This window comes from Halorubrum sp. Ea1 (genome assembly GCF_002252965.1).
Classification (GTDB): Archaea; Halobacteriota; Halobacteria; order Halobacteriales; family Haloferacaceae; genus Halorubrum.
The window spans coordinates 35,503-60,102 of sequence record NZ_NHPG01000010.1; the positions used below are offsets into that span (position 1 = coordinate 35,503).

Annotated in this window: 17 protein-coding genes and 4 pseudogenes; 8 read left to right on the forward strand and 13 right to left on the reverse strand. The window is 57.2% G+C overall.

Translation table 11 applies throughout. The features are described from left to right. Positions 1-142 precede the first annotated feature (142 nt). The 8 genes from DJ73_RS01400 to uraD all read right to left on the reverse strand — a co-directional run bounded on the left by DJ73_RS01400 (position 143) and on the right by uraD (position 10,092). The gene (locus DJ73_RS01400) at positions 143-1,807 is read right to left on the reverse strand and encodes an adenine deaminase (protein WP_094524517.1); all 1,665 of its coding nucleotides are present in this window, start codon (positions 1,805-1,807) and stop codon (positions 143-145) included. A gap of 172 nt (positions 1,808-1,979) precedes the next feature. Further along, positions 1,980-3,209 carry an MFS transporter gene (locus tag DJ73_RS01405; protein WP_094524402.1) on the reverse strand — a complete coding sequence of 410 codons (1,230 nt, stop codon included), beginning with the start codon at positions 3,207-3,209 and terminating at the stop codon, positions 1,980-1,982. A 177-nt stretch (positions 3,210-3,386) separates the two neighbouring features. After that, positions 3,387-4,778, reverse strand: coding sequence for an NCS2 family permease (locus DJ73_RS01410; RefSeq protein WP_094524401.1), 1,392 nt, complete (start codon positions 4,776-4,778; stop codon positions 3,387-3,389). Between the two features lie 150 nt (positions 4,779-4,928). Then, positions 4,929-6,263 carry a 5'-deoxyadenosine deaminase gene (locus DJ73_RS01415; protein ID WP_094524400.1) on the reverse strand — a complete coding sequence of 445 codons (1,335 nt, stop codon included), beginning with the start codon at positions 6,261-6,263 and terminating at the stop codon, positions 4,929-4,931. Between the two features lie 200 nt (positions 6,264-6,463). Continuing rightward, positions 6,464-7,834: a uracil-xanthine permease family protein gene (locus DJ73_RS01420; RefSeq protein WP_094528052.1), complete on the reverse strand. Its 1,371-nt coding sequence runs from the start codon at positions 7,832-7,834 to the stop codon at positions 6,464-6,466. 261 nt (positions 7,835-8,095) lie between these two features. Next, positions 8,096-8,443: a hydroxyisourate hydrolase gene (gene uraH / locus DJ73_RS01425; RefSeq protein WP_094524398.1), complete on the reverse strand. Its 348-nt coding sequence runs from the start codon at positions 8,441-8,443 to the stop codon at positions 8,096-8,098. Beyond that, complete coding sequence (pucL, locus tag DJ73_RS01430; protein ID WP_094524516.1) at positions 8,440-9,375, reverse strand: factor-independent urate hydroxylase; 936 nt, start codon at positions 9,373-9,375, stop codon at positions 8,440-8,442. The genes uraH and pucL overlap by 4 nt, the downstream gene beginning before the upstream one ends. 213 nt (positions 9,376-9,588) lie before the next feature. Then, the gene (gene uraD, locus DJ73_RS01435) at positions 9,589-10,092 is read right to left on the reverse strand and encodes a 2-oxo-4-hydroxy-4-carboxy-5-ureidoimidazoline decarboxylase (protein WP_094524397.1); all 504 of its coding nucleotides are present in this window, start codon (positions 10,090-10,092) and stop codon (positions 9,589-9,591) included. A gap of 222 nt (positions 10,093-10,314) precedes the next feature. Here uraD and DJ73_RS01440 point away from each other — a divergent pair, with 222 nt between their 5' ends. The 3 genes from DJ73_RS01440 (at position 10,315) to DJ73_RS01450 (ending at position 13,535) form a co-directional block, all read left to right on the forward strand. Beyond that, entirely contained in the window at positions 10,315-11,685 is a 1,371-nt protein-coding gene (locus DJ73_RS01440) for a dihydroorotase family protein (protein WP_094524396.1), read from the forward strand. A 44-nt stretch (positions 11,686-11,729) separates the two neighbouring features. Next, the gene (locus tag DJ73_RS01445) at positions 11,730-12,146 is read left to right on the forward strand and encodes a DUF3830 family protein (RefSeq protein ID WP_094524395.1); all 417 of its coding nucleotides are present in this window, start codon (positions 11,730-11,732) and stop codon (positions 12,144-12,146) included. Positions 12,147-12,272: 126 nt separating this feature from the next. Next, positions 12,273-13,535, forward strand: coding sequence for a Zn-dependent hydrolase (locus tag DJ73_RS01450; RefSeq protein WP_094524515.1), 1,263 nt, complete (start codon positions 12,273-12,275; stop codon positions 13,533-13,535). Between the two features lie 71 nt (positions 13,536-13,606). Here DJ73_RS01450 and DJ73_RS01455 read toward each other — a convergent pair. Together DJ73_RS01455 and DJ73_RS21300 are read right to left on the reverse strand one after the other, a co-directional pair. Then, positions 13,607-14,409 (reverse strand): annotated as a pseudogene (locus DJ73_RS01455) (IclR family transcriptional regulator). 287 nt (positions 14,410-14,696) lie between these two features. Beyond that, positions 14,697-15,254 (reverse strand): annotated as a pseudogene (locus tag DJ73_RS21300) (M20/M25/M40 family metallo-hydrolase); the annotation flags it as partial. Between the two features lie 796 nt (positions 15,255-16,050). On the opposite strand from DJ73_RS21300, the gene DJ73_RS01470 reads away from it, so the two are divergent. The 4 genes and pseudogenes from DJ73_RS01470 to DJ73_RS20745 all read left to right on the forward strand — a co-directional run. Then, positions 16,051-17,382: a glycerate kinase gene (locus DJ73_RS01470; RefSeq protein WP_094524392.1), complete on the forward strand. Its 1,332-nt coding sequence runs from the start codon at positions 16,051-16,053 to the stop codon at positions 17,380-17,382. A gap of 413 nt (positions 17,383-17,795) precedes the next feature. After that, positions 17,796-18,863 carry an isocitrate/isopropylmalate dehydrogenase family protein gene (locus tag DJ73_RS01475; RefSeq protein WP_094524391.1) on the forward strand — a complete coding sequence of 356 codons (1,068 nt, stop codon included), beginning with the start codon at positions 17,796-17,798 and terminating at the stop codon, positions 18,861-18,863. Positions 18,864-19,026: 163 nt separating this feature from the next. Beyond that, a pseudogene (locus tag DJ73_RS20740) lies at positions 19,027-19,134 on the forward strand (IS6 family transposase); the annotation flags it as partial. After that, positions 19,131-19,376, forward strand: a pseudogene (locus tag DJ73_RS20745) (hydroxyisourate hydrolase); the annotation flags it as partial. The pseudogenes DJ73_RS20740 and DJ73_RS20745, both read left to right, overlap by 4 nt. Positions 19,377-19,547: 171 nt before the next feature. Here DJ73_RS20745 and ddh read toward each other — a convergent pair. Further along, positions 19,548-20,486, reverse strand: coding sequence for a D-2-hydroxyacid dehydrogenase (gene ddh, locus DJ73_RS01485; RefSeq protein ID WP_094524389.1), 939 nt, complete (start codon positions 20,484-20,486; stop codon positions 19,548-19,550). Positions 20,487-20,651: 165 nt separating this feature from the next. Here ddh and DJ73_RS01490 point away from each other — a divergent pair, with 165 nt between their 5' ends. Beyond that, entirely contained in the window at positions 20,652-22,262 is a 1,611-nt protein-coding gene (locus DJ73_RS01490; protein WP_094557105.1) for a thiamine pyrophosphate-requiring protein, read from the forward strand. 272 nt (positions 22,263-22,534) lie between these two features. Here DJ73_RS01490 and DJ73_RS21305 read toward each other — a convergent pair whose 3' ends face one another. Beyond that, positions 22,535-22,711: a DUF3830 family protein gene (locus tag DJ73_RS21305; protein ID WP_094524387.1), complete on the reverse strand. Its 177-nt coding sequence runs from the start codon at positions 22,709-22,711 to the stop codon at positions 22,535-22,537. A 762-nt stretch (positions 22,712-23,473) separates the two neighbouring features. Beyond that, entirely contained in the window at positions 23,474-24,286 is an 813-nt protein-coding gene (locus DJ73_RS01500) for an IclR family transcriptional regulator (RefSeq protein ID WP_094524514.1), read from the reverse strand. Positions 24,287-24,600: the final 314 nt, after the last annotated feature.

Genomic DNA, 24,600 nt, shown 5'->3' on the forward strand with positions numbered 1-24,600 from the left:
GGTTCGCCGCTCTCGGAGCTCTGTATACATCGTCGACGCCGAGGGCGCTGCCGGTACACGCACGGCCTCGTCGGAGAGCGGACACGGCGGCAGTGACACGAAAGCACCGACGGCCCCAAACGGATCGCCATCGAGATCTTAATCAGGACCGGAGCACGTCGACGTATTCGCCCGACGGTACGTCGACCAACCCGTTGTTCGTCAGGCGGTAGGTCGGAATGACCTCCAGCGCGAGGAAGGACAGCTCCATGAGACCGCTGTCGACGAGGCCGAGGTCGGTCGCGAACGCCTCGACCCGCTCGTACTCCTCGTACACCGTTTCGATCGGGGCGTCGGACATAAGCCCCGCGACCGGTAGCGCGAGCGAGACAGTCTGGTCAGTAGCCGGGTCGAAAGCAGCGATACCGCCGTCAATATCACGGAGGTGGTTTGCCACAATGGCCATCGCGTCGGGGTCCGCGCCGGCGACCACGCAGTTGTGGGCGTCGTGGGCGACGGTGGAGCCGATAGCGCCGCGGTGCAGGCCGAGACCGTGGACGAATCCCCGTCCGATACCGCCGCCGCGACCGTGACGCTCGATGACGGCCAGCGAAGCGATGCCCTCGTCCTCGGGGGGGACCAGCACGCCCGAGTCGATTGGAACGGTGGCGTCCATGGGTTCGGTCTGTAGCCCGCCGACAGCGTCGATAACGCGGACGGAGGCCGTCTCCGCGGCGTCGGCGGGGGCCTCGATTACGAGGTCCGTCCCCGCGACAGGGTCGAACTGGACGGTGTCCGTCGCCAGATTCGTGACCCCGGTCCGCTCCGACGCTGCGGGGTCCAGTTCGCCGTCGACCATCACGTGGGAAACGTCCCACGACTCCAGATCGTCGAGCAACACGAGGTCGGCGGGCGCTCCGGGCGCGATCCGTCCGAAGGGCAGGTCGTAGCTCTCGGCGGTGTTGAGCGTCGCCATCTGGACGACCTCGACGGGGTCTGCACCCTTGTCAATCGCCTTTCGGACCGCGAAGTCGACGCCACCGTGGTCGACGATGTCGACGACTTCCCTGTCGTCGGTACAGAGCGAGAGCCGCCGAGCGTCGACCGCGTCAGTCAGCGGGAGGAGATCGGCGAGGTTTTTGCTCGAAGAGCCCTCGCGCAGATAGACCCGGATCCCGAGGTCCGCTCGCGTTCGCGCTTCGCTGAGCGTGATGCTCTCGTGGTCTGTGTCGAGATACCGGGCGGCTTCGTGGAGAGCCGCGCCGTCGACGCCGGGCATGTGACCGTCGACCGTGAGGCCGCGCTCCCGTGCCGACGCTATTTTCGCGTGTACCTCCTCGTCGCCCGCGAGCAGTCCCGGGATATCCATCACCTCGCCCAGGGCGACGACGGGATTGAGGTCGAGCAGCGAGTCCACGGCCGCCGCGGAGAGCGTCGCACCGGCGTCTTGCAGCGAAGAGGCCGGAACGCTCGAAGGGACGGTAAACCGGGCCTTCAGCGGCGTGTACGCCGCGTCCTCGACGACAGCGCGAACGCCGGGCTCTCCCAGCACGTTCGCTATCTCGTGCGGATCGTGAATGACGGTTGTCACGCCCCGGGGCAGGACCGCGTTGCCGTACTCCGGCAGCGTCACCATGCTCGACTCGACGTGCATGTGGGCGTCGATGAGTCCGGGGGCGACGTAGCCGGCGTCGAGAGTGCGCTCGGCCGGACGCTCCGCGAGCGCGACGATTTCACCGTCGTCGATGGCGACGGCACCGTCTTCAAGCGATCCTGTGTTGACATTTACCACTGTGCCGCGGACGAGGGTGTCGACCGCGTCAGTCATCGGCCCCACGACTCGGACACCGTTCAGCACACGTGACAGCGCTCCGTTCGAATACCGTGCTAACGTAACGCATACTGAGTGACTGTCACCACGGACAAAAAGTGGTTCGGCTTAGCCGAGACGGACCGGAACACGAACACCCACACGCGACTCGCTGGCCGCGGGTGCCCCCTCACGACGTCTCGGCGTGGTGAGTCGCCGCTCTAGCCGTGAGCGTCAAGTAGGCGAACACGCTCAAACCGCCGACGACCGCGCTTGCTCCCCAGAATACCAACAGGAATCGGTAGCCTGCGACGGCATCACCAAACGCGTTCTGGGCGACACTGGTGAACACGATGGGACCCACGGTCTGTCCCAGCCAGAGCATGCTCGTCAACACGCCAAGCATGCTCGCCCGAAGCTGGCCCGAGACGAGTCCGGCGGTCGTGGTGTCGAGCGACGGCATCACGACCCCGAATCCGAGACCGAAACAGACGAGCATCGCGCCGATTGCGATCGGTGTCCCGGCGGCCCAGACGCCGAGCAGGCTGACCCCGAAGCCGACGAATCCGAGTGCAACCAGTTGTTTTGCCGGGAGGAGCTGTGACACCCGTCCGTACTGTGATGCCATCGTGGCGTTGGCTATCGAGACCATACTGAACAGTACCCCGATCTCCCCGGCAGCGAGGCCATACACGTCGCTAAACAGCAAGGAGACGGTCGTGAGAACGCCTCCGTAGAAGAGAAAAAATGTGAAAAAGGCGGCGACCCAGAGCCCGAGGGCCTGTGGCATGAGTGCTGCAGCGGTGAGCCGATCGGCGTACGTGCGAAACGACGGCGGCGAATCGATCGACGGCTCCGTCAGCGAAAACAGCGCGACGACGCCAACGACGAGGCTGACGCCGAAGAACGCGAACGGGACGTTCCATCCGATCGACGCGAGTGCACCACCGATCAGCGGATACGTCGCTGCGCCGATGCCGATCGCGCTGCCGTTGACGCCGATGACCGCGTGACGCTGTTCGTCGTCGTAGAAATCACCGATAAGGGTGATCGCGAGAACCATCAGCCCACTCGCGCCGACTCCCTGTAGAAGTCGGAGGAGTAACACGATCTCGAAAGGCGGAGCGAAGCCGATGGCTGCGCCGGTCAGGCCGAAAAGGAACAGGAGCGGTAAGACGACGGGTCGCCGGCCGAAGTGATCCGAGAGAAATCCGATAAACGGCGTGAGAAGTACGCCCGGGAGGGTGTAAGCCGTAATAATGAGCCCGGCCTGCGTGTCGGAGATGCCGAACACCCCACGGAGTTCGGGCAGGATGGGACTGATGAGCGGGACTCCCATGACGCCGATGAGCGAACAGGCGATCACCGTCTGGAAGGCGGCAGACGACCAAGGGATTTCGATACGCTCCTCTGAAGACATTCGAACTCGTATCGGAGATGCAGCGCCGTGACCAAAAAATCCCCTCATCAGAGATGGGAGACATCCGACGGAGTTTCCCAGTACAGCGCATCGAGAGCCAAAGATGTGTACTCAACCGGAAAAAGCGGTCTGTAATTCCGAGATGTCGACGATCAAACGCTGGGCGGAGGCCGCGTGTCAGCTCATTACACCGCCGGTGGTGACGTAGAAGTAGAGGACAAACGCCGCCGCCAGTATCCATTGCCCCACGTGGATAGAACGGTAGTCGCCCCGTGCAGTCTTGACGATGGGATAGCTGATGATCCCCGCGGCGATCCCGTTCGCGATCGAGGCCGTCAACGGCATCATGATGATGGTTAGACCGGCCGGGATGAGCCAATCAACCGTGTCCCACTGGATGTCGGTGACCCCCTGAAGCATGATGAGGCCGACGAGGATGAGCCCGATATATGACGCGTACGTTGGGATCGCGGCGACCACCGGGACGGCGACGAGTGACACGACGAACAACAGCGCGACCACGAGGGCAGTGAGCCCGGTCCGACCGCCCTCTTCGACGCCGGTAGAGCTCTCGACGTAGGTTGTCACCGTTGTCGTACCGATGATCGCACCGAAGGTGGTTGCGATGGCATCAGCCATCAACGGCCGTTCCATGTTGGGGAGATTCCCGTCCTCGTCGAGAAAGTCGCCGAACTGCGAGACCCCGATCAGCGTGCCGGCGGTGTCGAAGAAATCGACGAAAAAGAACGTGAACACGACTATGACGAAGGAAATCGGCTCGATGTTCTGGAAGCCGTCGAGGAACGCCCCGACCAGCGGTGTGATGTCGTACTGGATCGGAGGAACGCTCTCTGGCGTGAGGATACCACCGTCGACAACACCGGCGAAGGTCAGTCCCCATCCGGCGGCCGCCGTCGTCAGGATGCCGAGGATTATCGAGCCGGTGACCCCCTTGGCGTAGAAGAAAACTGTGAACCCGATCCCGGCGAGTGCGAGTAGGGCGACCGGGTCGGACGCGACGTTGCCGAGCGAAACGAGCGTTGCGTCGTCCGCAACGGCGATGTTGGTCTCGATAAGGCCCAGCAATAGCAGGAACAGGCCGATACCGGCACCGATAGCGAACTTCACTGGTTCGGGGAAGAATTCAATGATGTATCGTCTCGCACCGACCGACGACATCGCGATGAAGATGAGACCCTCGACGAACACCGCGGCCAGTGCGGTCTGCCACGGAATCCCGAGCGCGATTACGACGGTGAATGCGAAGTACGCGTTCAACCCCATCCCGGGTGCGAGCCCGAACGGCAGGTTCGCGTACAGCGCCATTACGGTGGTACCGACGGCGGCGGCCAGAATCGTCGTGATAGCGAGCATCTGGAACACTTGGCCGTCGGAATACCCCTCGATGGAGATCGCCGCAGACAGGATGGCGGGGTTCACGACGATGATGTACGACATCGTCAGGAACGTCGTGAGCCCGGCGACGAGTTCCGTTTTCACATCGGTGTCATGTTTTTCGAACTCGAAGAACGACGCTAGGCGTGACCGGTTCTTGCTAGTGTCTGTCATCCATGAACCCGTTATCTACCAGACTTAAATAAATGTGGGGCCACATGATTACTGCCAGCGGCCCAGATCACTCTGAAACAGGGCTGTAGGGACATATGAACTGCGTGTTCGTCCCTGAGGTGATGGAGGGCGCGCGCCATGCGCGCTGACTCAGGGTTTCTGTTTCCGAGCGGACTCACGCGCCTCCTCTAGGTCCATATCGAGGCCTATCTCCGATGCTTCCCGACGGACTGACTCGGCGTCGATGGCGGTCACTACTCCGTCATCCTGCAGGACAGTACCGTCTACCATCGTGAACTGAACGTCGTCGCCGTGAGCGGCGAACACCAGATGCGAGAGCACATCGTGCAGTGGCGTCGCCCGCGTGAGATCCGTACTGAGACCAATGATATCAGCTCGCCATCCCTCCCGAATCGCGCCAAGTTCATCGAACCCGGCGGCTTTCGCACCGTTGATCGTCGCCATCTCGAATATCTCGCTCGCCGGGGTCGAGGTCGGATCCAGCCGATCAACCTTCTGGAGGAGGCTGGCCTGACGCATCTCCGTGAACGCGTCGAGCGTGTTGTTACACGGAGGACCGTCGTTGCCGAGGGCGACGTTGATGCCGCGGTCGAGATAGTCCCATATCGGAGCGATGCCGCTGGCGAGTTTCATATTCGAAGACGGACAGTGCGTGACGTGCGTCCCCGTTTCGGCGAGTACCTCGCGCTCGCTTTCGTCAGTCCACACACAGTGGGCCAACACGACATCCTCGCCGGTGAGCCCGACCTCGTCGAGCCAGTGGATGTTTCGCATCCCGGTATCATTTTTCACGGTCTCGATTTCGTTTCGGTTCTCACTGGCGTGGGTGTGGATACGGACCCCGTCGTACGCGTCGGCCAGTTCGCGAGCGCCGCGGAGGCACTCTTCGGTACAGGAAACCGCGAATCGAGGTGTCACGGCGTACCGAATGCGGTCATCGAACGAGCCGTGGTACTCCTGAATGAGCCGCTCGGATTCGTCAAGGGCCTCCTGTGTATCCTCAAGGAGATCGTCGGGCGAGCGCTGATCCATCATCACCTTGCCGAGGACGCCACGGATACCGATCTCACCTGCAGCATCGAAAGCCTCCTCCGCGTGGGCGACCGAGAGGTGATCCACACAGGTTGTCGTCCCGCTTTCGATCATCTCTAGATATCCCAGTTTTGCCGCGATCTCCATCTCTCTGGCCGAAAGTGTGGCCTCCATAGGGAGGATGTAGTCGAACAGCCAGTCCAGTAGTTCGGTATCGTCGGCAATTCCCCGCCCAAGGCTCTGAACGGAGTGGATGTGTCCGCCGACGAGTCCCGGTAGCAGGACGTCGTAGGATTGGTGTTCGTGGTCGGCATATTGTGGCACGATCTCGGATCGTTCGCCCACCGCCTCGATCCGTGACCCCGAGACGACAACCGCTCCGTCTTGGAGTACCGTGTTCGTGTCTGCGACCACTGTTCCGGTCAATAACATAGATATACCGTAATCAGTCGCAGGACAAAAAATTTCCCCTGCGGGCGGTGCGGGCGGAGTGGTACCCCGGGTGACCTGCCACGGACCGGCGCGGTTCACTCGTGTCGGTGCTCACGGATCACTCGACGGGGCCTTCCAGCGCGGTGGAGACGAGCGGAACTCGGCACAGGGAAACATACTTGCTCGACCTCCGTCGGACCTCAATCGTCGTCGACTGGTTCGGAGATCGGCGGGACCGTGTCGGCCCGATCGAACAGCGGACTGGATTCGCCGGGGACGAACGTGTTCAGCGCGAGCGCCACCAGGCCGGTGACGATGACCGGTTCGCCGAAGAACGTTTGTGTACCCGATGGCAGTCCCGAGAGCGCATTCGGCACCGTCGCGACGCCGAGCCCGAGTCCGAGCGCCGTAGCGATGATGACCATGTTTCGACGATTCATCTCGATGTTCAGGAACAACAGCCGCATGCCGCTGGCGGCCACCATGCCGACCATAATGAGCACGGCACCGCCGAAGACGGCGGAGGGGATGGTCGTCACGATGGCTCCGATCTTCGGGACGAGTCCGAGCACGATCAGAATCCCACCGCCGATCCCGACGATGTGACGGCTCATCACGCCGGTGAAGTTGATGATGCCGACGTTCTGGGAGAACGATGTCTGCGGGAAGGACCCGAAGACCGCTCCGAGGGCACTGATGAACCCGTCGGCGAAGATTCCGCCTCGGAATTCCTCTGTGGTGGGGTTGCGTCCCTCGGCGGCGGTGATCCCGGACATGTCGCCGATTGTTTCCATACCCGAGACGAGAAACAGGAACGCGAAGGTCAAAAGCGGGACCAACTCGAAACTGAATCCGAACCGGCCGGGAGTGGGGACCGCGATCCACGCCGCTTCGTAGAAGGGCGTGAAGTCCACGACGCCGAACATGATCGCGACGACGTAGCCGGCGCTGATTCCGATGATGACACTCAGCATTCGCCAGACTCCCTTCAAGAGCAGATTGAAGAGAACCGAGATCGTCAAGACCAGTCCTGCAAGCCCGAGGTTCTGCATCGAGCCGAAGTCTTCGGCACCGACCCCGCCAGCGGCGTACTGGATACCGACCGGAACGAGGTACAGACCGATGATGATGACGATGAGTCCCGTGACAAGCGGCGGGAAGAACGACTGGAGTCGTTTGAACTGCCAGCCCAACAGGAACGGAACGACGACTGCCGCGGCCACGATCGAGCCGAACACGACGTCGAGGCCCGAACTCGCGCCGATCGATGACATCGCACCGACGAAGGCGAAACTTGTTCCCATCACGATCGGAAGTTTCGCGCCGACTGGACCCACGGCGTATGCTTGGACGACGGTCGCCACTCCCGCAAAGAGGATCACCATCTGAACCAAAAACGTCGTGTCTGCGGAGCTCAATCCCGCGGCTCCCGCGACGATGAACGCGACTGCAGTCGACGGGACAATCATGACCGATACGTGTTGTAGCGCGAGCAGGAACGATTTCGACAACGGTGGCTTCTCTTCCAGACCGTATGCGAGATCGATTCCTTCGTCTGTGTTTCCAGGCATGTTCCGACATACCAATGAGACTTCTAATAATTAAAATCTTCTATTGATCTACTATATTTCATCCAAGATATCACGGAATATGCTGGTTCGCACATCTATCGGGCGGATAGCGTTCGCTGTATGAGGTTCCGACGAAGCGCCGTTCGAGAACGGGTCGGGAACAGTCACCTCCGAACGGACACGGTCAGCCATCGAATCGCTCCGCGGGGGATGTCGTGTCAACGGGACCGGCGTCTGGACGGCGACGGTTGTACTCGTAGCTCAGCTCCCACGGTACGTCGTGTAACTCCCAGGAGATAGGAGCAATGGCACGTGGTAGTGCTCGCTCGGATCGTCGATCAGGAACCGCACCGGAACCTCGTCGAGAAACGTAGATTCCGTTGGACCCTCGCGGTAATACGTCCCCACGTCGAAGACGAGCTCGAACGTTCCGGCCTCGATCTCCTCGGCGTCGAGTAACGGCTCGTCGACTCGGCCATCGTGGTTCGTCACCGCTGACACGATCTGCTCGCGGTCTCCCTCTTCGAGTCGATACAGCGTCACTTCCACGCCCTCCGCCGGTCCTTCGCGATTTGTATCGAGTACGTGCGTGGTCAGTCCTGCGCTCATACGTTGCCCCCTTCGTCGAGGTCGCTGTGATCCATCGAGAACCGCTGGAATCCGGTCGGCCGAGGCGGTTCTCGAAGCACTTTCGCGTCACCCTCTAGGTCGTCATTCCGCACGCCTAGCCACGTCTGATTCCTGGATTCGAAATTCACTTCGGCCAGCTGCGGGAACCGTTCGAGGATTCGGAGTCCGATCTGATAGACGAGGTCTTGGATCGAGTTGACGTCTTTCTCATCGAAGACCACCTGTGCGATATCTCGCACCTGCTCGGCAGGCACGTACTCTTTTGGATCGTCACCTAGCGCCGCCTTGGGGTCGTCGTACGTCCAGAAGATGTCGAGTCCGATATACAGCGTCCGATTCTCTCGTTCCGGAAGTGTGGTGTACTCGTCCTGAACGTAGCCGACGAAAGAGTTGTCTTTCACCTTCACGAGTTCGATATCGGTGACACCGCTTCGCTGATTCTCGATGACGATGTCGCCGTCCTCCCGCTTGAGGTAGTACTCGCCGTACGCCGACTCGTTGTCGGAAACGCGGAAGACCAGTTCGCTCGGTTCGAAGCCGCCCTCGCCGTCTGGAACGGGTCGTTGGTCGAACTGGAGTTCATCGGCAGACATGCGGACTCCCTCCATCTGATCGTAGGTGTTGAGGAACTCCGAGCCGACGTAATGGAGAAAGCCCTCGACGGTCGCACCGTCGTACTCGCCAGCGTGGTGCAAGATGAAGTTCTTCATCGTGTCCGTTGCCACCACCTTCGTGTTGTCGCCGTCTCGGAACGAGGGGAGGAACTCCTCGCCCTCGACCTGCGCACGCACCTCCATCCCGAGGAGCGTGTTCGGCTTGCCAGTGAATGTCGACTCGGGAATCTCGCGGAGCCCCGTCAGTGGGGTTGCGTACGTCCGGTAGACGTTAACATGTTTTTTCCCGTAGTTCATCGTTCGGTCGTCGGTGTCTTGTGGTGTGTTTATCATGGGCCGTCAGTGGTATCGTCGTCGGTCATCCCTGCTGCGTGCAGCGATCGCTGTGCTCCGGGCTACAAAATCTGGCTTTACGTAGTGCGCTTGTCACCGTCTACCAACGAAGTTCATACGCATAGGTAAACCATTTTTGGTCGCTCGTTGTCATTTTCACCAGGAGGGCACCCGCCGCTACGGTTCCAGTATTTCGTCGAGTCGCAGGCGCGCAATGGTGTGTACCTCATCGATGGCGGTCCGGAACTCCTCGGGTCGTGCGTGTTCGACCCGCTCTTCCATCGCGGCCCTGATCGCGTCGGGCGATTCGTCTCGTACGGCCATGATGAACGGGAAGCCGAAGCTGTCCTGATACCGGTCGTTCAGTCGCTGGAAGGCCTCATACTGCTCCGGAGTCAACTGATCGAGTCCGGCGGAGGCCTGCTCTTCGACGGAGGCGTCTGTCATCTCGGTCTGCTCGCCGAGGTCCGGATGTGCCCGCAGGAGTTCGAGCTGCCGATCGCGATCGGCAGCCTCGACGACGCGCTTCATCGTCTCGTGAAGGTCGTCGACCGACTCGAAGGGTCGGTCGGACCAAGCCCGTTCGGCCACCCAGGGGGAATGTTCGTACACGCCGCCCAAGAGGTCGACAAACCTCTCTCTATCCGATCGGTTCACGTCCGTGATCGTTCGTTTGCTCATCGTCCTCGCTGGTCAGACCGCCCGTCACTTAAATTCTCGTTCGCACTCACAGTCGGCCCGGAGCTGAGGCGGCGACAACGGAACAACCCTTAAGAACAGGTATCGAGTATTCCAGGGTATGGTTAGCACGGTGAACGGAGCGAGACGATACAACTTCGCGGTGACTCTCGAATGTTGTGGATGGAACGCGGTCGATGTCCAAAGTCAGGGTGGACACCGGTGGTGAGTATTGACACCGTCGTCACCGGCGGGACCGTCGTTACCGCCGAGGCGATGTTCGAGGGGGCGGTCGCCATCGACGACGGTACGATCGTAGGCGTAGGCAACGAAGATGCGTTTCCGGACGCGGAAGACCGGATCGACGCGGACGGGAACCTCGTCCTTCCAGGCGTGGTCGACCCACATACCCATCTCGCAGGCTACAACTCAATCGACTCCTACGAGACCGGAACGGCGGCCGCTGCAGTCGGCGGCGTCACCAGTCTTCTGACCTTCGCCTGGCAGGGATGGGACGACGGAGAATGGGACGACCGGGGGACGCTGACCGGAGCCGTCGAACGGCATCGCGATGGCGCGGCACCACTCATCGACTGTGGGGTCCATCCGGTCATCACACAAGAATCTCCCGCGGTGTTCGAGGAACTGGCGACGCTCGTCGACGACGGCATCACGTCGTTCAAACTCTTCACCACAGACGACATCCGACTGTCGAACGGATTCATCGGAGAGGTGTTCCGGCGGCTCGCCGACATCGGTGCCGTCGGGATGGTTCACACCGAAGAGTACTCCGTCTGCGAGCATCGGACGGACGCGGTGAAAAGCGAACCCGGCGGTGAATCACCATCGGCGTATCCGCGGTCCCGCCCGGACTACGCGGAAGCGATGTCGGCCGGCTCCGTCGCCCGACTCGCCGTCGCGGCCGACGCAAAGTATTACGGCGTCCACACCACGTCGGCGGCGGCGGCGGACGCGATCGCGGAGGTGCAGACTGACGGTTCGAACGTCAGGGCGGAGACGTGTACGCACTATACCACGCTCACGGAGGAAACGTACGAACGACTCGGGAACCGGGCGATCATGTCTCCTCCCCTCCGGTCGTCTCAGGATATGGATACCATTTTCGACCGACTCGGCGACGGGACACTTTCGGTCGTCTCGACCGACCACGTTCCGCTGCCTCGCGAACGGAAAGAGGGCGGGCCGTGGTGGGAAAGCGCCTTCGGGATCAACAGTCTCCAGACGAGCCTCCCCGTGTTCCACGACGTGGCCGTCAACGAACGTGGCCTCTCGTATCCGAATCTTGTCCGACTCATGTGCCGCAATCCGGCACAGACGTTCGGCTTACCGCGGAAGGGGCGGATCGAACCCGGTGCCGACGCCGATATCGTCATCTTCGATCCGGATGAGACGTACACCATCACGGCGGAGCGGAACCACTCGAATGCGGACTACTCTGTGTACGAAGGCCGGACGGTGACAGGTCGAGTGAAACAGAGCTTCGTGCGAGGGACGCTCGTCGCCGACGACGGCGATATCGTCGCGAACCCCGGCCACGGGACCTTCTTGCGGCGTGAGGTGCCGGACTGGGGGTAAGTGGCGACGGAACTTTTATTTCGCGTACTGTCGTTGAAGTCGACGTGACACAACTAGAATTCGATGTCGATGGCCGTGTGTTCACAGCCGACTTGCTCGAGGATGAGGCACCTCGATCGGTCGAAGCACTCCGGGAATTCCTCCCGCTCGAATCGGAACTGATGCACGTCCGCTGGAGCGGACACGCGACGTGGATCAATATCGACGAAATCGAACTCCCGGAGATTCCACGCGAGAACCACACAGTCTACCCGTCTCGGGGCGATATCCTGCTTTATCCAGGGTACCGGAACGAACAGGAAATTCTCATTCCCTGTGGCCCGACGTGTTTCAAGAGCCCCGCAGGAGAGCTCGCCGGCAACCACATCGCATGCCTTGACGCATCCCGAGAGGAACTCCGTGAGATCGAAGAAGAGACGCTACAGACCGGCGCGAAGGACATCGTCGTCAGAGAGCGATAGGCCGATGGCCGCTCAGATTCGCTATGGTCCAGACGCCGAGAGCGGCGCGTATCGGCCTGCAGGAGCACTGATATACTGGTATATTAAGCTTAGAGCATTCTTAAGAGGTGATAGAGCATGGGCAGCATGAAATCGGAACAACACTGTGTAAGCGAGGAGCGTCTCCGCGAGGATATCACAGCCAACGCGGAGTTTGGTGCCATTCAGACAGAGTTGGGGCAGGGACGAACCGTCCTAACCGGCACGGACGCGAACCGGCAGGCACGGGAGTATCTGGTCGATCGATTCGACGACGCCGGTCTCGACGTTCGTGTCGACGCCGTCGGTAATATCACCGGTCGGTGGGTACCCGAAGAGGCCGATCCGGCGGCTCGGTCGGTGGCGTGTGGGAGTCACCTCGATTCCGTGCCCGAAGGGGGCATCTTCGATGGAGTTCTCGGCGTCTACAGCGGATTGGAGGCCGTGCGAGCACTGCAGGCAGCCGACGTTGAGATCAACCGACCGATCGAAATCGTCTGTTTCACCGAGGAAGAGGGTGCGCGGTTCTCCAACGGCGTCCTCGGCTCGTCGGTCGCGAGCGGGAAGCGGAGCGTCGAAGAGGCCCTTGCACTCGAAGACGACGCAGGCGTGAGTCTCGAAGCGGCGCTTTCCGACATCGGCTTCCGAGGCACCGGCCGCATTGACGCGAGCACGTGGGATTCGTGGCTCGAACTCCACGTTGAACAGGGGGAGCGTCTTCAAGAGGCGGACGCGGCCGTCGGCATCGTCTCGGTGATAACGGGCACCATCCGATGTGAAGTCGAAATCGAAGGTGAGGCGAACCACTCCGGATCGACGGCGATGGCCGAACGGACGGACGCGCTGACCGCCGCGAGCGAACTCGTCCTTGAGGTGGAACATGTGACGAACGACGTCGCCGCCGAGGAGGGTGACACCGTCGTCGGGACGGTCGGGAGTCTCGACGTCTGGCCCAACGCCATCAACGTCGTCCCGGGGCGCGCGGAACTGGGAATCGATGTCCGCGACGTCGAGTACGAGAATATGGAACGAATCATCAAACGCGTCCAAAACCATCTCTCGACGCTCGAAAGCGACCGCAGCGTCGAGACGATGCTCGAACGACCATACGACATCGCGCCGAGCACGATGAGCGAGCGGTGTACGTCCGCGCTTCGAGACGCGGCGGCTGTAGCTGATGCGGATTCCCTGTGCATGCACTCCGGTGCAGGCCACGACACGATGCACATCGCGAGTGTCACGGACACGGGACTGCTGTTCGCACCGTCCCGCGGCGGGTTCTCGCATAGCCCCCGCGAATGGACGGACTGGAGCAGTTGTGCGACGGCTACGAGGGTGTTGACGGCCGGATTGGGGGAGCTGGCGCGCTAATGAGATTCGATAGTGAGCGACGACGGTGTTTGACCTATGAAAACGAACGTAGCCGGTGAATATTCAGGCAGTTAGGCTTTCGAACCGGTGCCGTGGGTCGCCATATTGATGTTCACCTCAATGACGTTGGCCGCGCGTTGGACCTGCTCGGGTAGGTCCCCGTTGAACGGCGTTCCTTTCAGTCGACTGGTCGGGCCAGCGATGCTCGACGAGCCAAGGACGGTTTCCTCGTGGTCAATAACCGGCGCTCCGACAGCACGAAGACCCTCCACCTCCTCTTCATCGTTGTACGCGTGGCCCCGTTCGCGGATCGTCGCCAGTTCGTCGTGTAGTGTCTCCAGGTCGGTGATGGTGTTTGCCGTCCGTTCCTGGAGCCCGTGCTGTTCGAGGATCTCGTCACGGGGTCTTCGGGAAGAAAGGCTAGAATTGCCTCTCCCGTCGCCATACAGTGGAGTTGGTCTGGTTGGTGGAGTTTGTCCGTCTGGTAGCCGCTCCCGACGGCGTCGCTCCCGCAGACCTTGTACAAGTTGATCCCTTTGCCGTGCTGTTCGGTGAAGAGGTTCGCATACTCGCCGGTCATCTCTGCGAGCTCATCAACTTCCTCCTTGCCGTAGCGGTACAAGATGTTGCGGTTTCGGACGTACTCGCCGGACAGAAGGAATTGCAGACCGATTTCGTACTGATCGTCGTTCTTGACGATACACTCCTTCTCCCGAAGCGTCGCCAAGTAGTGGTATGTCGAACTCTTCGACATCCCGACCTGAGCAGCCAGTTCGGTGACACCCGCACCGTCGAGTGTTTCGAGTGCTTTGATTATTTGAGCGGTTCGCTCAACCGTTTTCAACGTACGCGGTGATTCTTTTTTTTGTTCAATTCTATCGTCATGTTCTGACACAGTACATTCTACCACTTAATCGTTCACATACTCCAAACGTAGACTGTAGTAGATTCTGTGTATCAGCGGGTTATTGGAAGAAAGATCACTCGAAAACTCAAGTTTTGGTGGGAGAATGTTTGCTTGTTTAATTATTATCTCTACCGCCTGAGATCGATACGTCGGGGCGTTTTTGATATGGAAACAAATGAAACCCATACGCGAAGAAAAATAACAGAGATAACATGCAGTTCGAGCCAGGAGTCCAACTTACTCGCATCCAGTCACTCACTGCCTCGAAATCCAATGTCCTCGAGCGGGGATTCGAGCGTGACTCCTTCGACGTCTTCGAGTGTGAGTGCCGCTTCAACAGTCCAATGTTGCTTACGACGGAGGATCCGAGCACGCCGTTCGAGAATCTCGCTCCCTCTTCTGCGGTGAAACAGACAACCTAGATCGGCCGGTCAAATTCGATGCCGGACTCCTGAAGCGCCCGTACGGCTTCGAGCCCGCTGTAGACGCCGAGCACCCCATCGGAGATACCCCCTTCGGGAACGGAGTCGATATGGCTCTCACAGGCGACTGCTGGTGCTGTCGGATCGGCGCTCTCGGGCACCCAGCGGCCGACGATATTGCCCACTTGCGTCAACGCGGACGTCAAGCCCTGCCGCCTCCAGGCGGTCGATGAAATACTCCCGCGCTTGTCTGTTTGCTTCCGTTCCCGTGAGTACAGTTCGACCGTGTCCTTGGTCAGTTACAACCTCTCCGAATTTCCCGGTTTCCGTGATATCGTCTCGGAGTCGGTCTTCGCTGACGCGCTGATGCGCTCCTTTCGCTTTACTCATAACCCATCCCCCTATTAAACGGGCTTTAGTTTGAATATATCGGAGACGATGACCCGGACGATGCGCAAATAACAGCAATCTCGCTCAACAGCATCAGATCGTACTGATTCGATGAGAAGACGTTATGCTGATCCCCTCCCTGCTCAGGATTTTCATATGGTGGGCTTTCGGCAGAACGGGATATAGGTATAATTCAGAAAGTTCACCAGCTCGTACCTAAATTTCTGTTCGTATTTATCGAATATTCGTGCTGTTTCTCGCTATACCCCTTGATTGGCCCAGGGTACTGGATTATCTCTGCGTTCAACAGGTGCTTGATCGGTTGTTGAACATAGAACACATGTGTATATAACAAGACTAGGTTTGTTATCTAGTAACGTCTTCTATATTTGATCCCGTTCTCTATTTTCGCATATTACGAACGAGCAGAGTTTTTGAAAGGGTGACGGTGAGACAGTAGCTGCCGAAGCAGACCGCGAGGAGGTACAAGTACAAATTACAGATGAAACTTCTCATAATACATCAGATGGGGGCAGAGAATTATCAAGAATACATTAGTTCGAATCCGTTACCTGAACGACGAACCCGTCGTGACTACGTTCGTTCTCCAGCGTAAACGGCCGGTGATAGTCGGGCTCGTACCACTCGTTTATTGCTTGGTGAATTTTCGATCGCCGCCACGAACACATCCATAGGAATGTTTACATGCGTCTATTTGTCACCGTCAAGTTACCATCACTTCCAGCCAGTCTACACCGAGGGATAGTATTTTACAGACACACAAGGGACTCCGAATGTGATCCAGAACAGAAAACAACTCGCAGTAACGCCTGCTCACAAGGTAGTCCTAGACTGTCTTGCAGCCGGGATCGAAGCAAGCCAACCGAAGAACGCCGTCGCAAACACGGTCTCCAAGGAAGACTCTAATCTTATCGTCGGCGACACCACAGTTGATCTCACTCAGTTCGAGGAAGTTGTCGTCCTCGGCGGCGGCAAAGCGGCCGCACAGTCGGCAAAGGCATTAGAAACAATCCTCGAAAACACGATATCGGGAGGCGTAGTCGTCACAAACGACCCACGAGAAACCAAACAAGTCGATGTGATTGAGGGATCTCATCCGGTTCCCAACGAAAGTGGCAAGGCGGGTGCAAAGGCGATATTATCGAGAGCGCAAAAGGCCGATGAAGGCACGCTCATTTTATTCCCACTCTCGGGTGGCGGTAGCTCTCTGCTTCCGCTCCCGGTTTCGGATGTGATGCTAACTGACCTGCAGCAGGTGACTAAGAAACTTTTGACCAGCGGTGCGACTATCACCGAGATAAATACGGTTAGAAAACATATATCCCAGATCAAAGGGGGACAATTCGCCATGGCGGCGGCTCCGGCAACAGTGATCGGGCTCGTTCTCAGTGACGTAGCTGGGAACAATTTAGGTACGATTGCAAGCGGCCCAATCGTGGGAGATAACACTACATACCAAGATGCAATATCGGTGTTGGAGTCATACGATATCGAACCACCGAATACAATTAAGACCCATCTCAGGCATGGTGCCGATAGAAAATTCGAAGAGACACCACAGTCAAATCATCACTGCTTCGATAGTGTGTCGACACACATTCTCGCAGACGCGTCGACTGCAATCGACGCTGCAATCGATGAAATCACACATACACCGTTCACACCGTTCGTGCTCTCTACAAGCATCGAAGGCGAAGCCTGTGAGATCGGGAGGGTTCACAGTGCAATCGGAAACGAGATAATTCGGTCCGGTCGACCGATCGAGCCGCCCGCTGTCTTAATATCCGGTGGTGAAGCAACAGTGACGGTCCGAGGCGGTGGACTCGGCGGGCCAAATCAAGAGTTTGTTCTTGAGAGTCTACTTCAAGCAAGTTCAGAAGAGATGGTCGTTGCCAGCGTGGATACAGACGGAGAAGACGGTGCGACAGATGCGGCAGGTGCGCTTGGCACCTCGACGATTGTATCCAATAAGGATATCGCGAGGCAGTCCCTAGACCAGAACGACACGTATCCGTATTTCTCGAGACGAGATGCGCTAGTTTACACCGGACAAACAGGAACTAACGTCAACGACTTGCGAATCATTGCAATACCCGATCCAAAATAAGCATACCCACGTTAACCCATGTGAGGAGACCTATAATGCAGGGAATTATCCAGATAACGAGCCCCACTGTCCATTTATCCTCAAATACTCTAGAAATTGAGGCAGTTAATCCCGCCGCAAGGACTGCACCGCTAATTGCTGATTCACACTCTTTCATCTACCCCCATCGCTTGGGTATCTACTAGCTGAGGAGCAACAGAAGATAGATCTATTATCCATCGAATTCAGAGACGGACATCTACAACTGACTCATAATCAACACCAAGAAATATTGAGTAAGTGGACTAAATGTCGAACACGTCGAGACCAGTCTTGGGGTCGTTGGCTACTGAGTAGTCCACTAATCAATAAACATTTATATAATATTTCTTATCAAAGGAAATATTTAAACAGCCCTGTTGAAATGTTATTTTATGGGCACGTACGATATTGCAGTGATCCCAGGGGATGGTATCGGTCCTGCAGTGACTGATGCAGCGTTAGATGTTCTCAACGCAACGGCCGAAAAGTACGGATTCGAACTCAATCAAACAGAGTACGATTGGAGCACTGAACGGTACCTCGAGACGGGTTCGATGATGCCAAACGACGGGCTCGATCAAATAGAGTCTGCAGACTCTATTTTTCTCGGAGCTGTGGGTCATCCAGATGTTCCCGATCATATCACGTTGAACGGTCTTTTACTGCCGATCCGGAAAGGGTTTGACCAGTACATCTGTAAACGGCCAAACACGCTTTTCGAGGGGATCGATAGTCCTCTAAAAGGATACGAAGCAGGTGAGATTGACCTCGTCGTGTATCGTGAAAATACAGAAGGGGAGTACGCGGACGTCGGTGGACGGGAACATCAAGGCTTCAGTAACGAAATTGCTGTTCAATCGGGTGTATTCACGCGCAAGGGAACCGAACGGATCGTCCGAAGTGCGTTTGAGGCGGCGACCGAGCGGAACGGACACCTAACGAGCATCACAAAGTCCAACGCACAGGCGTACTCAATGGTGTTCTGGGATGATATTGTCGATGAAGTGAGTACAGAGTATCCCGAAGTTGACGTGGAGAGTATCCTCGTGGATCGAGCGTCGATGGATCTTGTTCGCCGACCTGAAGAGTTCGATGTTGTCGTCGCGTCGAATCTCTTCGGAGATATTTCGACAGACATCGCGGCGATCACGACTGGAAGCCTTGGACTTGCCCCGTCTGGCAACATCAATCCGAACAACGAGTATCCAGATATGTTCGAGCCTGTCCACGGAAGCGCACCAGATATCGTAGGGCAAGGCATCGCAAACCCACTTGCAGCTATACTCACGGGCGCGATGATGTTCGAATACTTGGGTGACGGTGAGATAGCGGCTGCCGAAACATTACGCAAGGAGGTACAAGCACAAATCGCCGACGAAACTGCCCCACATACACCGGATCTGGGCGGAGAATCGTCAACAGTTGACGTCACTGAAGATTTGCTCTCTCGTGTCTTGTAATTTACTTGAGTGTTTTAGAGGGTGCTACATAGATAACCATGAACAATTGTTCCACCAGGGGTGTCAACCTTAGCGTACAGTAATTTGACGGTAATATGAGTTTGACGGGTACTGTCTAGTTGAAGTGGTTTCAGAAGTGAGCAGATCGTAGTGAGTGGTGCTCATGACACTCGCAGACCTGCTCAAACAGACGGTAGACGTGGATTGTGAAGACGTTTGGGAGAACGAGCGCACTCCGACACCGGTCAGGATGTTCGGGGTGCGGATGAACCAGAAACAATCAGTCAGGGGATAACAAACGACGATGGTCGACTGGATGAGCCTCTCCTGACCGACGAAGAAATGGAAGAAGGGACCTATCAGCTGCTGTTCGATGTCAGTAGCTACTACGAGAGAGCAGAGTCCACCGACACAAGCTTTCTTGATACGGTTCCTGTGCGGTTCAAGACCTCTGATCCCGAGGAGCACCACCACGTTCCGCTCCTCTGCTCTCCCGGCGGGTACACGACCTAACGTTGGAGCTAGCGATGAGTATTTTTTGGACTTCCGTCGTCGTTTCCTGTTAACAGATTGTTTCTTCTACTAGTGCCGACTACCTGATATTGGACCGGCAATATCGACAAAACCCGTCGCCGACAAAGACGATAGTTCGTATCCGTTGCCTGAGCAACGACCCCGTCGTGACTACGCTACCCGATTCCGCAGGTCTTCGTCCGCCAGGTAGTAATCGATATTTTCTTTCACCAGATTCGCAATATCGACGTGATACCGGTTCGTCGCCGACCCCTTGTGCGGTGAGATCATCACCTCGTCGAAGTCCCACAGAGGGGATTCTTCTGGAAGCGGTTCAGTTTCAAAAACATCCAGTCCGGCTCCCGAGATCTCGCCACGTTCGAGTGCGTCGACGAGTGCGGCCTCATCCACAAGGGGACCGCGAGCGACGTTAATCAAGTACGCGTCATCTCGCATCTGCGCGAGTGCCGACTCGTCAATCATGTGCTCAGTAGACGGCGTGTGTGGCACCGTAAGCGCGACGAACCGTGCGTCCGCTATCGCATCATTCAAGTCATCGGGCTGGAATACCTTCGAGACCCCCGGAACGGGATCGGTCGAGCGACGTATTCCGATCACATCCATCCCCAGCGCGTCGGCACGCTTCGCGATACCCCTCCCAATCGTTCCCAGTCCGACGACGCAGATCCGTTCGTTCTCCAGCGTAAACGGCCGGTGATAGTCGGGCTCGTACCACTCGTTTGCCGCTTGATGATCGCGGTACACGTGAAGGTTTCTAGCCAACGACAGCATGAATCCCAAGGCGACTTCGCTCACGGTTGTCTCGTGGATCCCAGTACTATTCGTGAGCGGTACGCCAGTAGACCGATATCGCTCTGTATCGAATTCGTCGTATCCGGCGCGGATACAGTGAACCCACCCAGCATCCAGAAACTCATCGTGTGGAACGTAGGTCGCGACCGCATCCATTTCTGTGATAGGTTCCTGATCTCCTATAAGCTCGACGTCGAGTGGTCCATCTTCGAGCGCCGCCACGAACGCTTCCTTGGGAATCACGTTTTCGACCGATTCGTGTACACACAGCCGATCCAAGTCTGTAGACTCCGGCATACTAAGTTATCGAACGATGCCGATAATAAACCTTGGTGTCATGAGAAATATTTGACCTCCAGAGGAGCGGCGAATCCGCCTCAATCAGAATATACGATCATTATGATTATTTTTAAATGATTCCGTACTTTTATGACACATGAGAATCGTTGAGTAATAGATGGTATGAATGTAACAGAGGCAATAGCCGATATATTAGCCCAAGAGGAGGTCAAGCACCTGATCGGATTCCCTAGTAATCCACTGTTTGACGATAACGCTGCGGAGGAAGCCGGAATTCGTCCGATTGTGGTCCGTCAAGAGCGCACAGGCGCGCACATGCTGGATGGTATCGCCCGCATCACATCCGGCAATCAGGTGGGAGCGTTCGCTTGCCAGCACGGTCCTGGGACCGAGAACTCGGTCGGTGGCATCGCACAGGCGTACGCGGAGTCAGCTCCGATCGTCGCGATCCCCGCGGGGTACTCGCGGGCCAAGACGAATACCGATCCCAAGTTCAGCTCGCTCATAAACTACCAGCACGTTACCAAAACCGCCGAGCAGTTGACCGATCCGGACTCCGTCAGTGAGATGTTCCGTCGCGCGTTCCAATCGGCGCGGAACGGCCGTCAACGACCGGCACTCGTCGAGGTCCCCAAAGACGTATTCAGTGAAGAGATCGGCGACGTCGAGTATGCATCAACCTCGTCAACTCGATCTGCTCCTGATCCGGAGGCAATCCCGGAGATCGTCGACGTACTCCTAGAGGCCGATAATCCCGTCATCAACGCCGGCCAGGGTGTCCACTATGCGGAGGCGTGGGACCCGCTGCAGGAACTCGCTGAGCTGCTCGAAGCGCCCGTTGCGACCACGTTGAACGGGAAAAGCGCCTTCCCTGAAGATCACCCGCTTTCCCTCGGTGCCGGGAGTAAAAGTGAACCACGGGCACTGAATCACTTCCTCGAGAAGTCGGACGTCATCTTCGGAATTGGCTGCAGCTTCACGAAGACAGCGTACGGAATTACCGTGCCCGATGGCAAGACGCTGATCCACTCAACCCTTGATGCGGGTGACATCGACAAAGATGTCGAATCTGACTACGGTCTTGTCGGTGACGCTAAGCTGACGCTCGAAGCTCTTGTTGACGAGGTTCAAGACCGGCTCAACGGCGACTCGCGTGGCCGATTCGATACCGTTGCCAACGAGATCGCCGAGGTCGAAGCAGAATGGCGTGAGGATTGGGAAGCCACGTTGACCTCAGACGAAGTGCCGATCAATCCCTACCGGGTCGTGTACGAGCTCGATCGGGTCCTCGATAAAGACGAAATCATCGCCACAGCCGACGCCGGGAATGCTCGCGACTTTATGGCGCCCTTCTTTGAGGTGACCGAACCACTATCGTACGTCGGATGGGGTAAGACGACTCAGTTAGGGTACGGTCTCGGGCTGATGATGGGTGCGAAGCTCGCACGGCCAGACAAGACATGCGTTCACGTGATGGGCGACGGTGCCATCGGTATGACCGGAATGGACTTTGAGACGGCCGTTCGAGAGGACATTCCGGTTCTCGAGATCGTCTTAAACAACTTTGAGATGGCGAGCTACGATACGCCTTTCTCGGGCCATTATGCTGACTTTGCGGAATCGATGGGCGGGTACGGTGAACGGATCGAAGACCCCGACAATATTGCAGACGCGATTCGACGTGGCGTCCAGAAAAATAAAGAAGGGACACCGGTGCTACTGGAGTTCCTTACGTCCAAAGAGACCGCGTTATCCCGTCCTGATCTCGAATAACAGCTCATCCACCGGTACGACTGGTGGCGCCAACATACCCGCTGGACTAGCTTTATTCTCGTTGATTGAGGCCTTCCACGATCACACGTTCCAATTCGGACGAACCCGATCGGTGTATTGACTGTATCCCAGTTCGGCGGTTACATCCATCCCGAGTGGTTTGCCTCTCTCTCAATCCCGACTGCACATCGGATGGTCCACGTATTCGTCGAGACGACACCGACGGCCGCACTAGTGTTCACACTGTTCTATGTGGAGTTTGAGTACGAGTCTCACGTGCTCGAGTTGAGGCTTGCGACCCGGTAGCCGGCTATTTTACCTGCGGGCTCTCGAAGCAGATCGGGCCGTAGGTGATAAGTACCTCTTTCGTTCCGATAGATCGGATAGTGGAGGGTGTCGCCACGCGCGGGATAGACTGTGTGGTTCTCGCGAGGAATCTCCGGAAGCATGAGTTCCGATACGAGCGGCAGGAACTCTTAGAGTACCTCGACCGAGCGAGGGCTTCATTTTCGAGTAGATCGGAGATAAACACTTGGACATCGATGTCGGACTCTATCTGCGTCACGGGTCCGACGGTGACCCAATGAAGAATGAAAAAGCTGCGTCCACCTTGAGCACGGCGAGTCTCTCAATCGACGTACGCCGGTGGTGTCAGTCTCTTTTGGTGGGTTGAGTGCTCCGCGAGCTGGTCGTTCGGATAACGTGGCGGTTGAAGTTCACCTTCGAGAGCACAGAGTACGCGACGAACGCAGTCGGCAGCCTAATCACCCACGATAGATCGAAGATCGGGAGGCTGACCAAGACGCCGACCACCATACTGAGGAGGCGCGTTGCGGAGCATCCGCCGACAAACCAGAACTCGAGTCGTCAGTGTCGTCGTACTGCGCCTCGACGTCGATAACGGCAATAAACGCCTGTCACACGGTGAAACGGGAGATCTTCGTCTCGAGACAAGCCCCAAAACACTCGACCTGCTCCGCCTGTGAAGTATCGATCTTCGACTATCGTTACTATATCACAAATGAGGATAACGTAGTTATCGGCACTATCGGGGGAAAATACGGTTGAGACGGGCTTCTACTGCGGCAATCACTATCTTATCGTGGTTCGTATAATACAAACGCAGTCAACGTAACAAGATACGTGCCACGTGGAGGCCCCTTGCGATACAGAAACCGGTTCAGCGGAGTTTCCGCCGAAAACGAAGTCTATCACTCCAACGACTCATTCTCGTGAGTCGCCATGTTCAGGTTCACTTCGACCACGTTCGCTGCGCTCTGGACCTTCTCTGGAAGTTGGTCTTTGAATTGCTCCCCTTTCAGACGGCTCGTCGGTCCGGCGACACTCAACGAACCCAAGACGTTCTCATTACGGTCGATGACGGGTGCACCGACGGCACGCAGACCCTCAACTTCTTCCTCGTCGTTGTGTGCATATCCTTGCTGACGAACAGTATCGAGTTCGGCGAAGAGTTCGTCGCGATCGGTGATCGTGTTGGTGGTCTGTTTCGGAAGCCCGTGTTGGTCGAGGATTTTGTCGACGCGCTCGCGGGGAAGATATGCTAGGATTGCTTTTCCTGTTGCCGTACAGTGGAGATAGTCCGGGCGCTGAAGCTTGTCGGTCTGATACCCGCTTCCGACAGCGTCACTGCCGCTCACTTTGTACAGATTGATGCCCATCCCATGTTCCTCGGTGAAGAGATTCGCGTACTCACCGGTCGACTCCGCGAGGTCCTCGACCTCGTCTTTTCCGTATCTGTACAGTCGATTTCGATTCCTGACGTACTCGCCAGCGAGGAGGAACTGCAAACTGAGTTCGTACTGCTCACCATTCTTGACGACTAGGTCTTCCTGACGGAGGGTCGCCAAGTAATGATACGCGGAGCTTTTTGAAATTCTGAGATGAGTCGCCAACTCGGTCACTCCCGCACCGTCCAGTGTTTCGAGCGCCTCGATGATCTGAGCTGTACGCTCTACTGTTTTTAGTGTCCGCGGCGACTCCGATTGGTTTGGATCGACAGTCATGTTCTCACAAACCATTCGAATTTACTTAATCGTTTGGCTATATCAAACGGATAGACACTAGCCGAATATCTCTATCTGAATATACGAAGGAATTATTCCATTATATATGGATGGGACAGTACAACTATTCAATAAAAAATATATTCTGTCCTGATATCTGAAATAAATTCAAAATAATAAATTAATCACTTTGGAATAATAGTCATAGTGCCTTATCTACATCGCATTAGAATAACAATACTAATTTTGTTATGAGGTTTTGAGATGCTCGATCCTGAAGGTGGAAGTGAGTCAATGCCACAACTCTTTTATTA

Bases quoted from the DNA above. Each gene is read 5' to 3' on its own strand.
- DJ73_RS01400 (WP_094524517.1), bottom strand. From the start codon at position 1,807: ATGACTGACGCGGTCGACACCCTCGTCCGCGGCACAGTGGTAAATGTC.
- DJ73_RS01405 (WP_094524402.1), bottom strand. From the start codon at position 3,209: ATGTCTTCAGAGGAGCGTATCGAAATCCCTTGGTCGTCTGCCGCCTTC.
- DJ73_RS01410 (WP_094524401.1), bottom strand. From the start codon at position 4,778: ATGACAGACACTAGCAAGAACCGGTCACGCCTAGCGTCGTTCTTCGAG.
- DJ73_RS01415 (WP_094524400.1), bottom strand. From the start codon at position 6,263: ATGTTATTGACCGGAACAGTGGTCGCAGACACGAACACGGTACTCCAA.
- DJ73_RS01420 (WP_094528052.1), bottom strand. From the start codon at position 7,834: ATGCCTGGAAACACAGACGAAGGAATCGATCTCGCATACGGTCTGGAA.
- uraH (WP_094524398.1), bottom strand. From the start codon at position 8,443: ATGAGCGCAGGACTGACCACGCACGTACTCGATACAAATCGCGAAGGA.
- pucL (WP_094524516.1), bottom strand. From the start codon at position 9,375: ATGAACTACGGGAAAAAACATGTTAACGTCTACCGGACGTACGCAACC.
- uraD (WP_094524397.1), bottom strand. From the start codon at position 10,092: ATGAGCAAACGAACGATCACGGACGTGAACCGATCGGATAGAGAGAGG.
- DJ73_RS01450 (WP_094524515.1), top strand. From the start codon at position 12,273: ATGAAATCGGAACAACACTGTGTAAGCGAGGAGCGTCTCCGCGAGGAT.
- DJ73_RS01475 (WP_094524391.1), top strand. From the start codon at position 17,796: ATGGGCACGTACGATATTGCAGTGATCCCAGGGGATGGTATCGGTCCT.
- ddh (WP_094524389.1), bottom strand. From the start codon at position 20,486: ATGCCGGAGTCTACAGACTTGGATCGGCTGTGTGTACACGAATCGGTC.
- DJ73_RS01490 (WP_094557105.1), top strand. From the start codon at position 20,652: ATGAATGTAACAGAGGCAATAGCCGATATATTAGCCCAAGAGGAGGTC.
- DJ73_RS21305 (WP_094524387.1), bottom strand. From the start codon at position 22,711: ATGCTTCCGGAGATTCCTCGCGAGAACCACACAGTCTATCCCGCGCGT.
- DJ73_RS01500 (WP_094524514.1), bottom strand. From the start codon at position 24,286: ATGACTGTCGATCCAAACCAATCGGAGTCGCCGCGGACACTAAAAACA.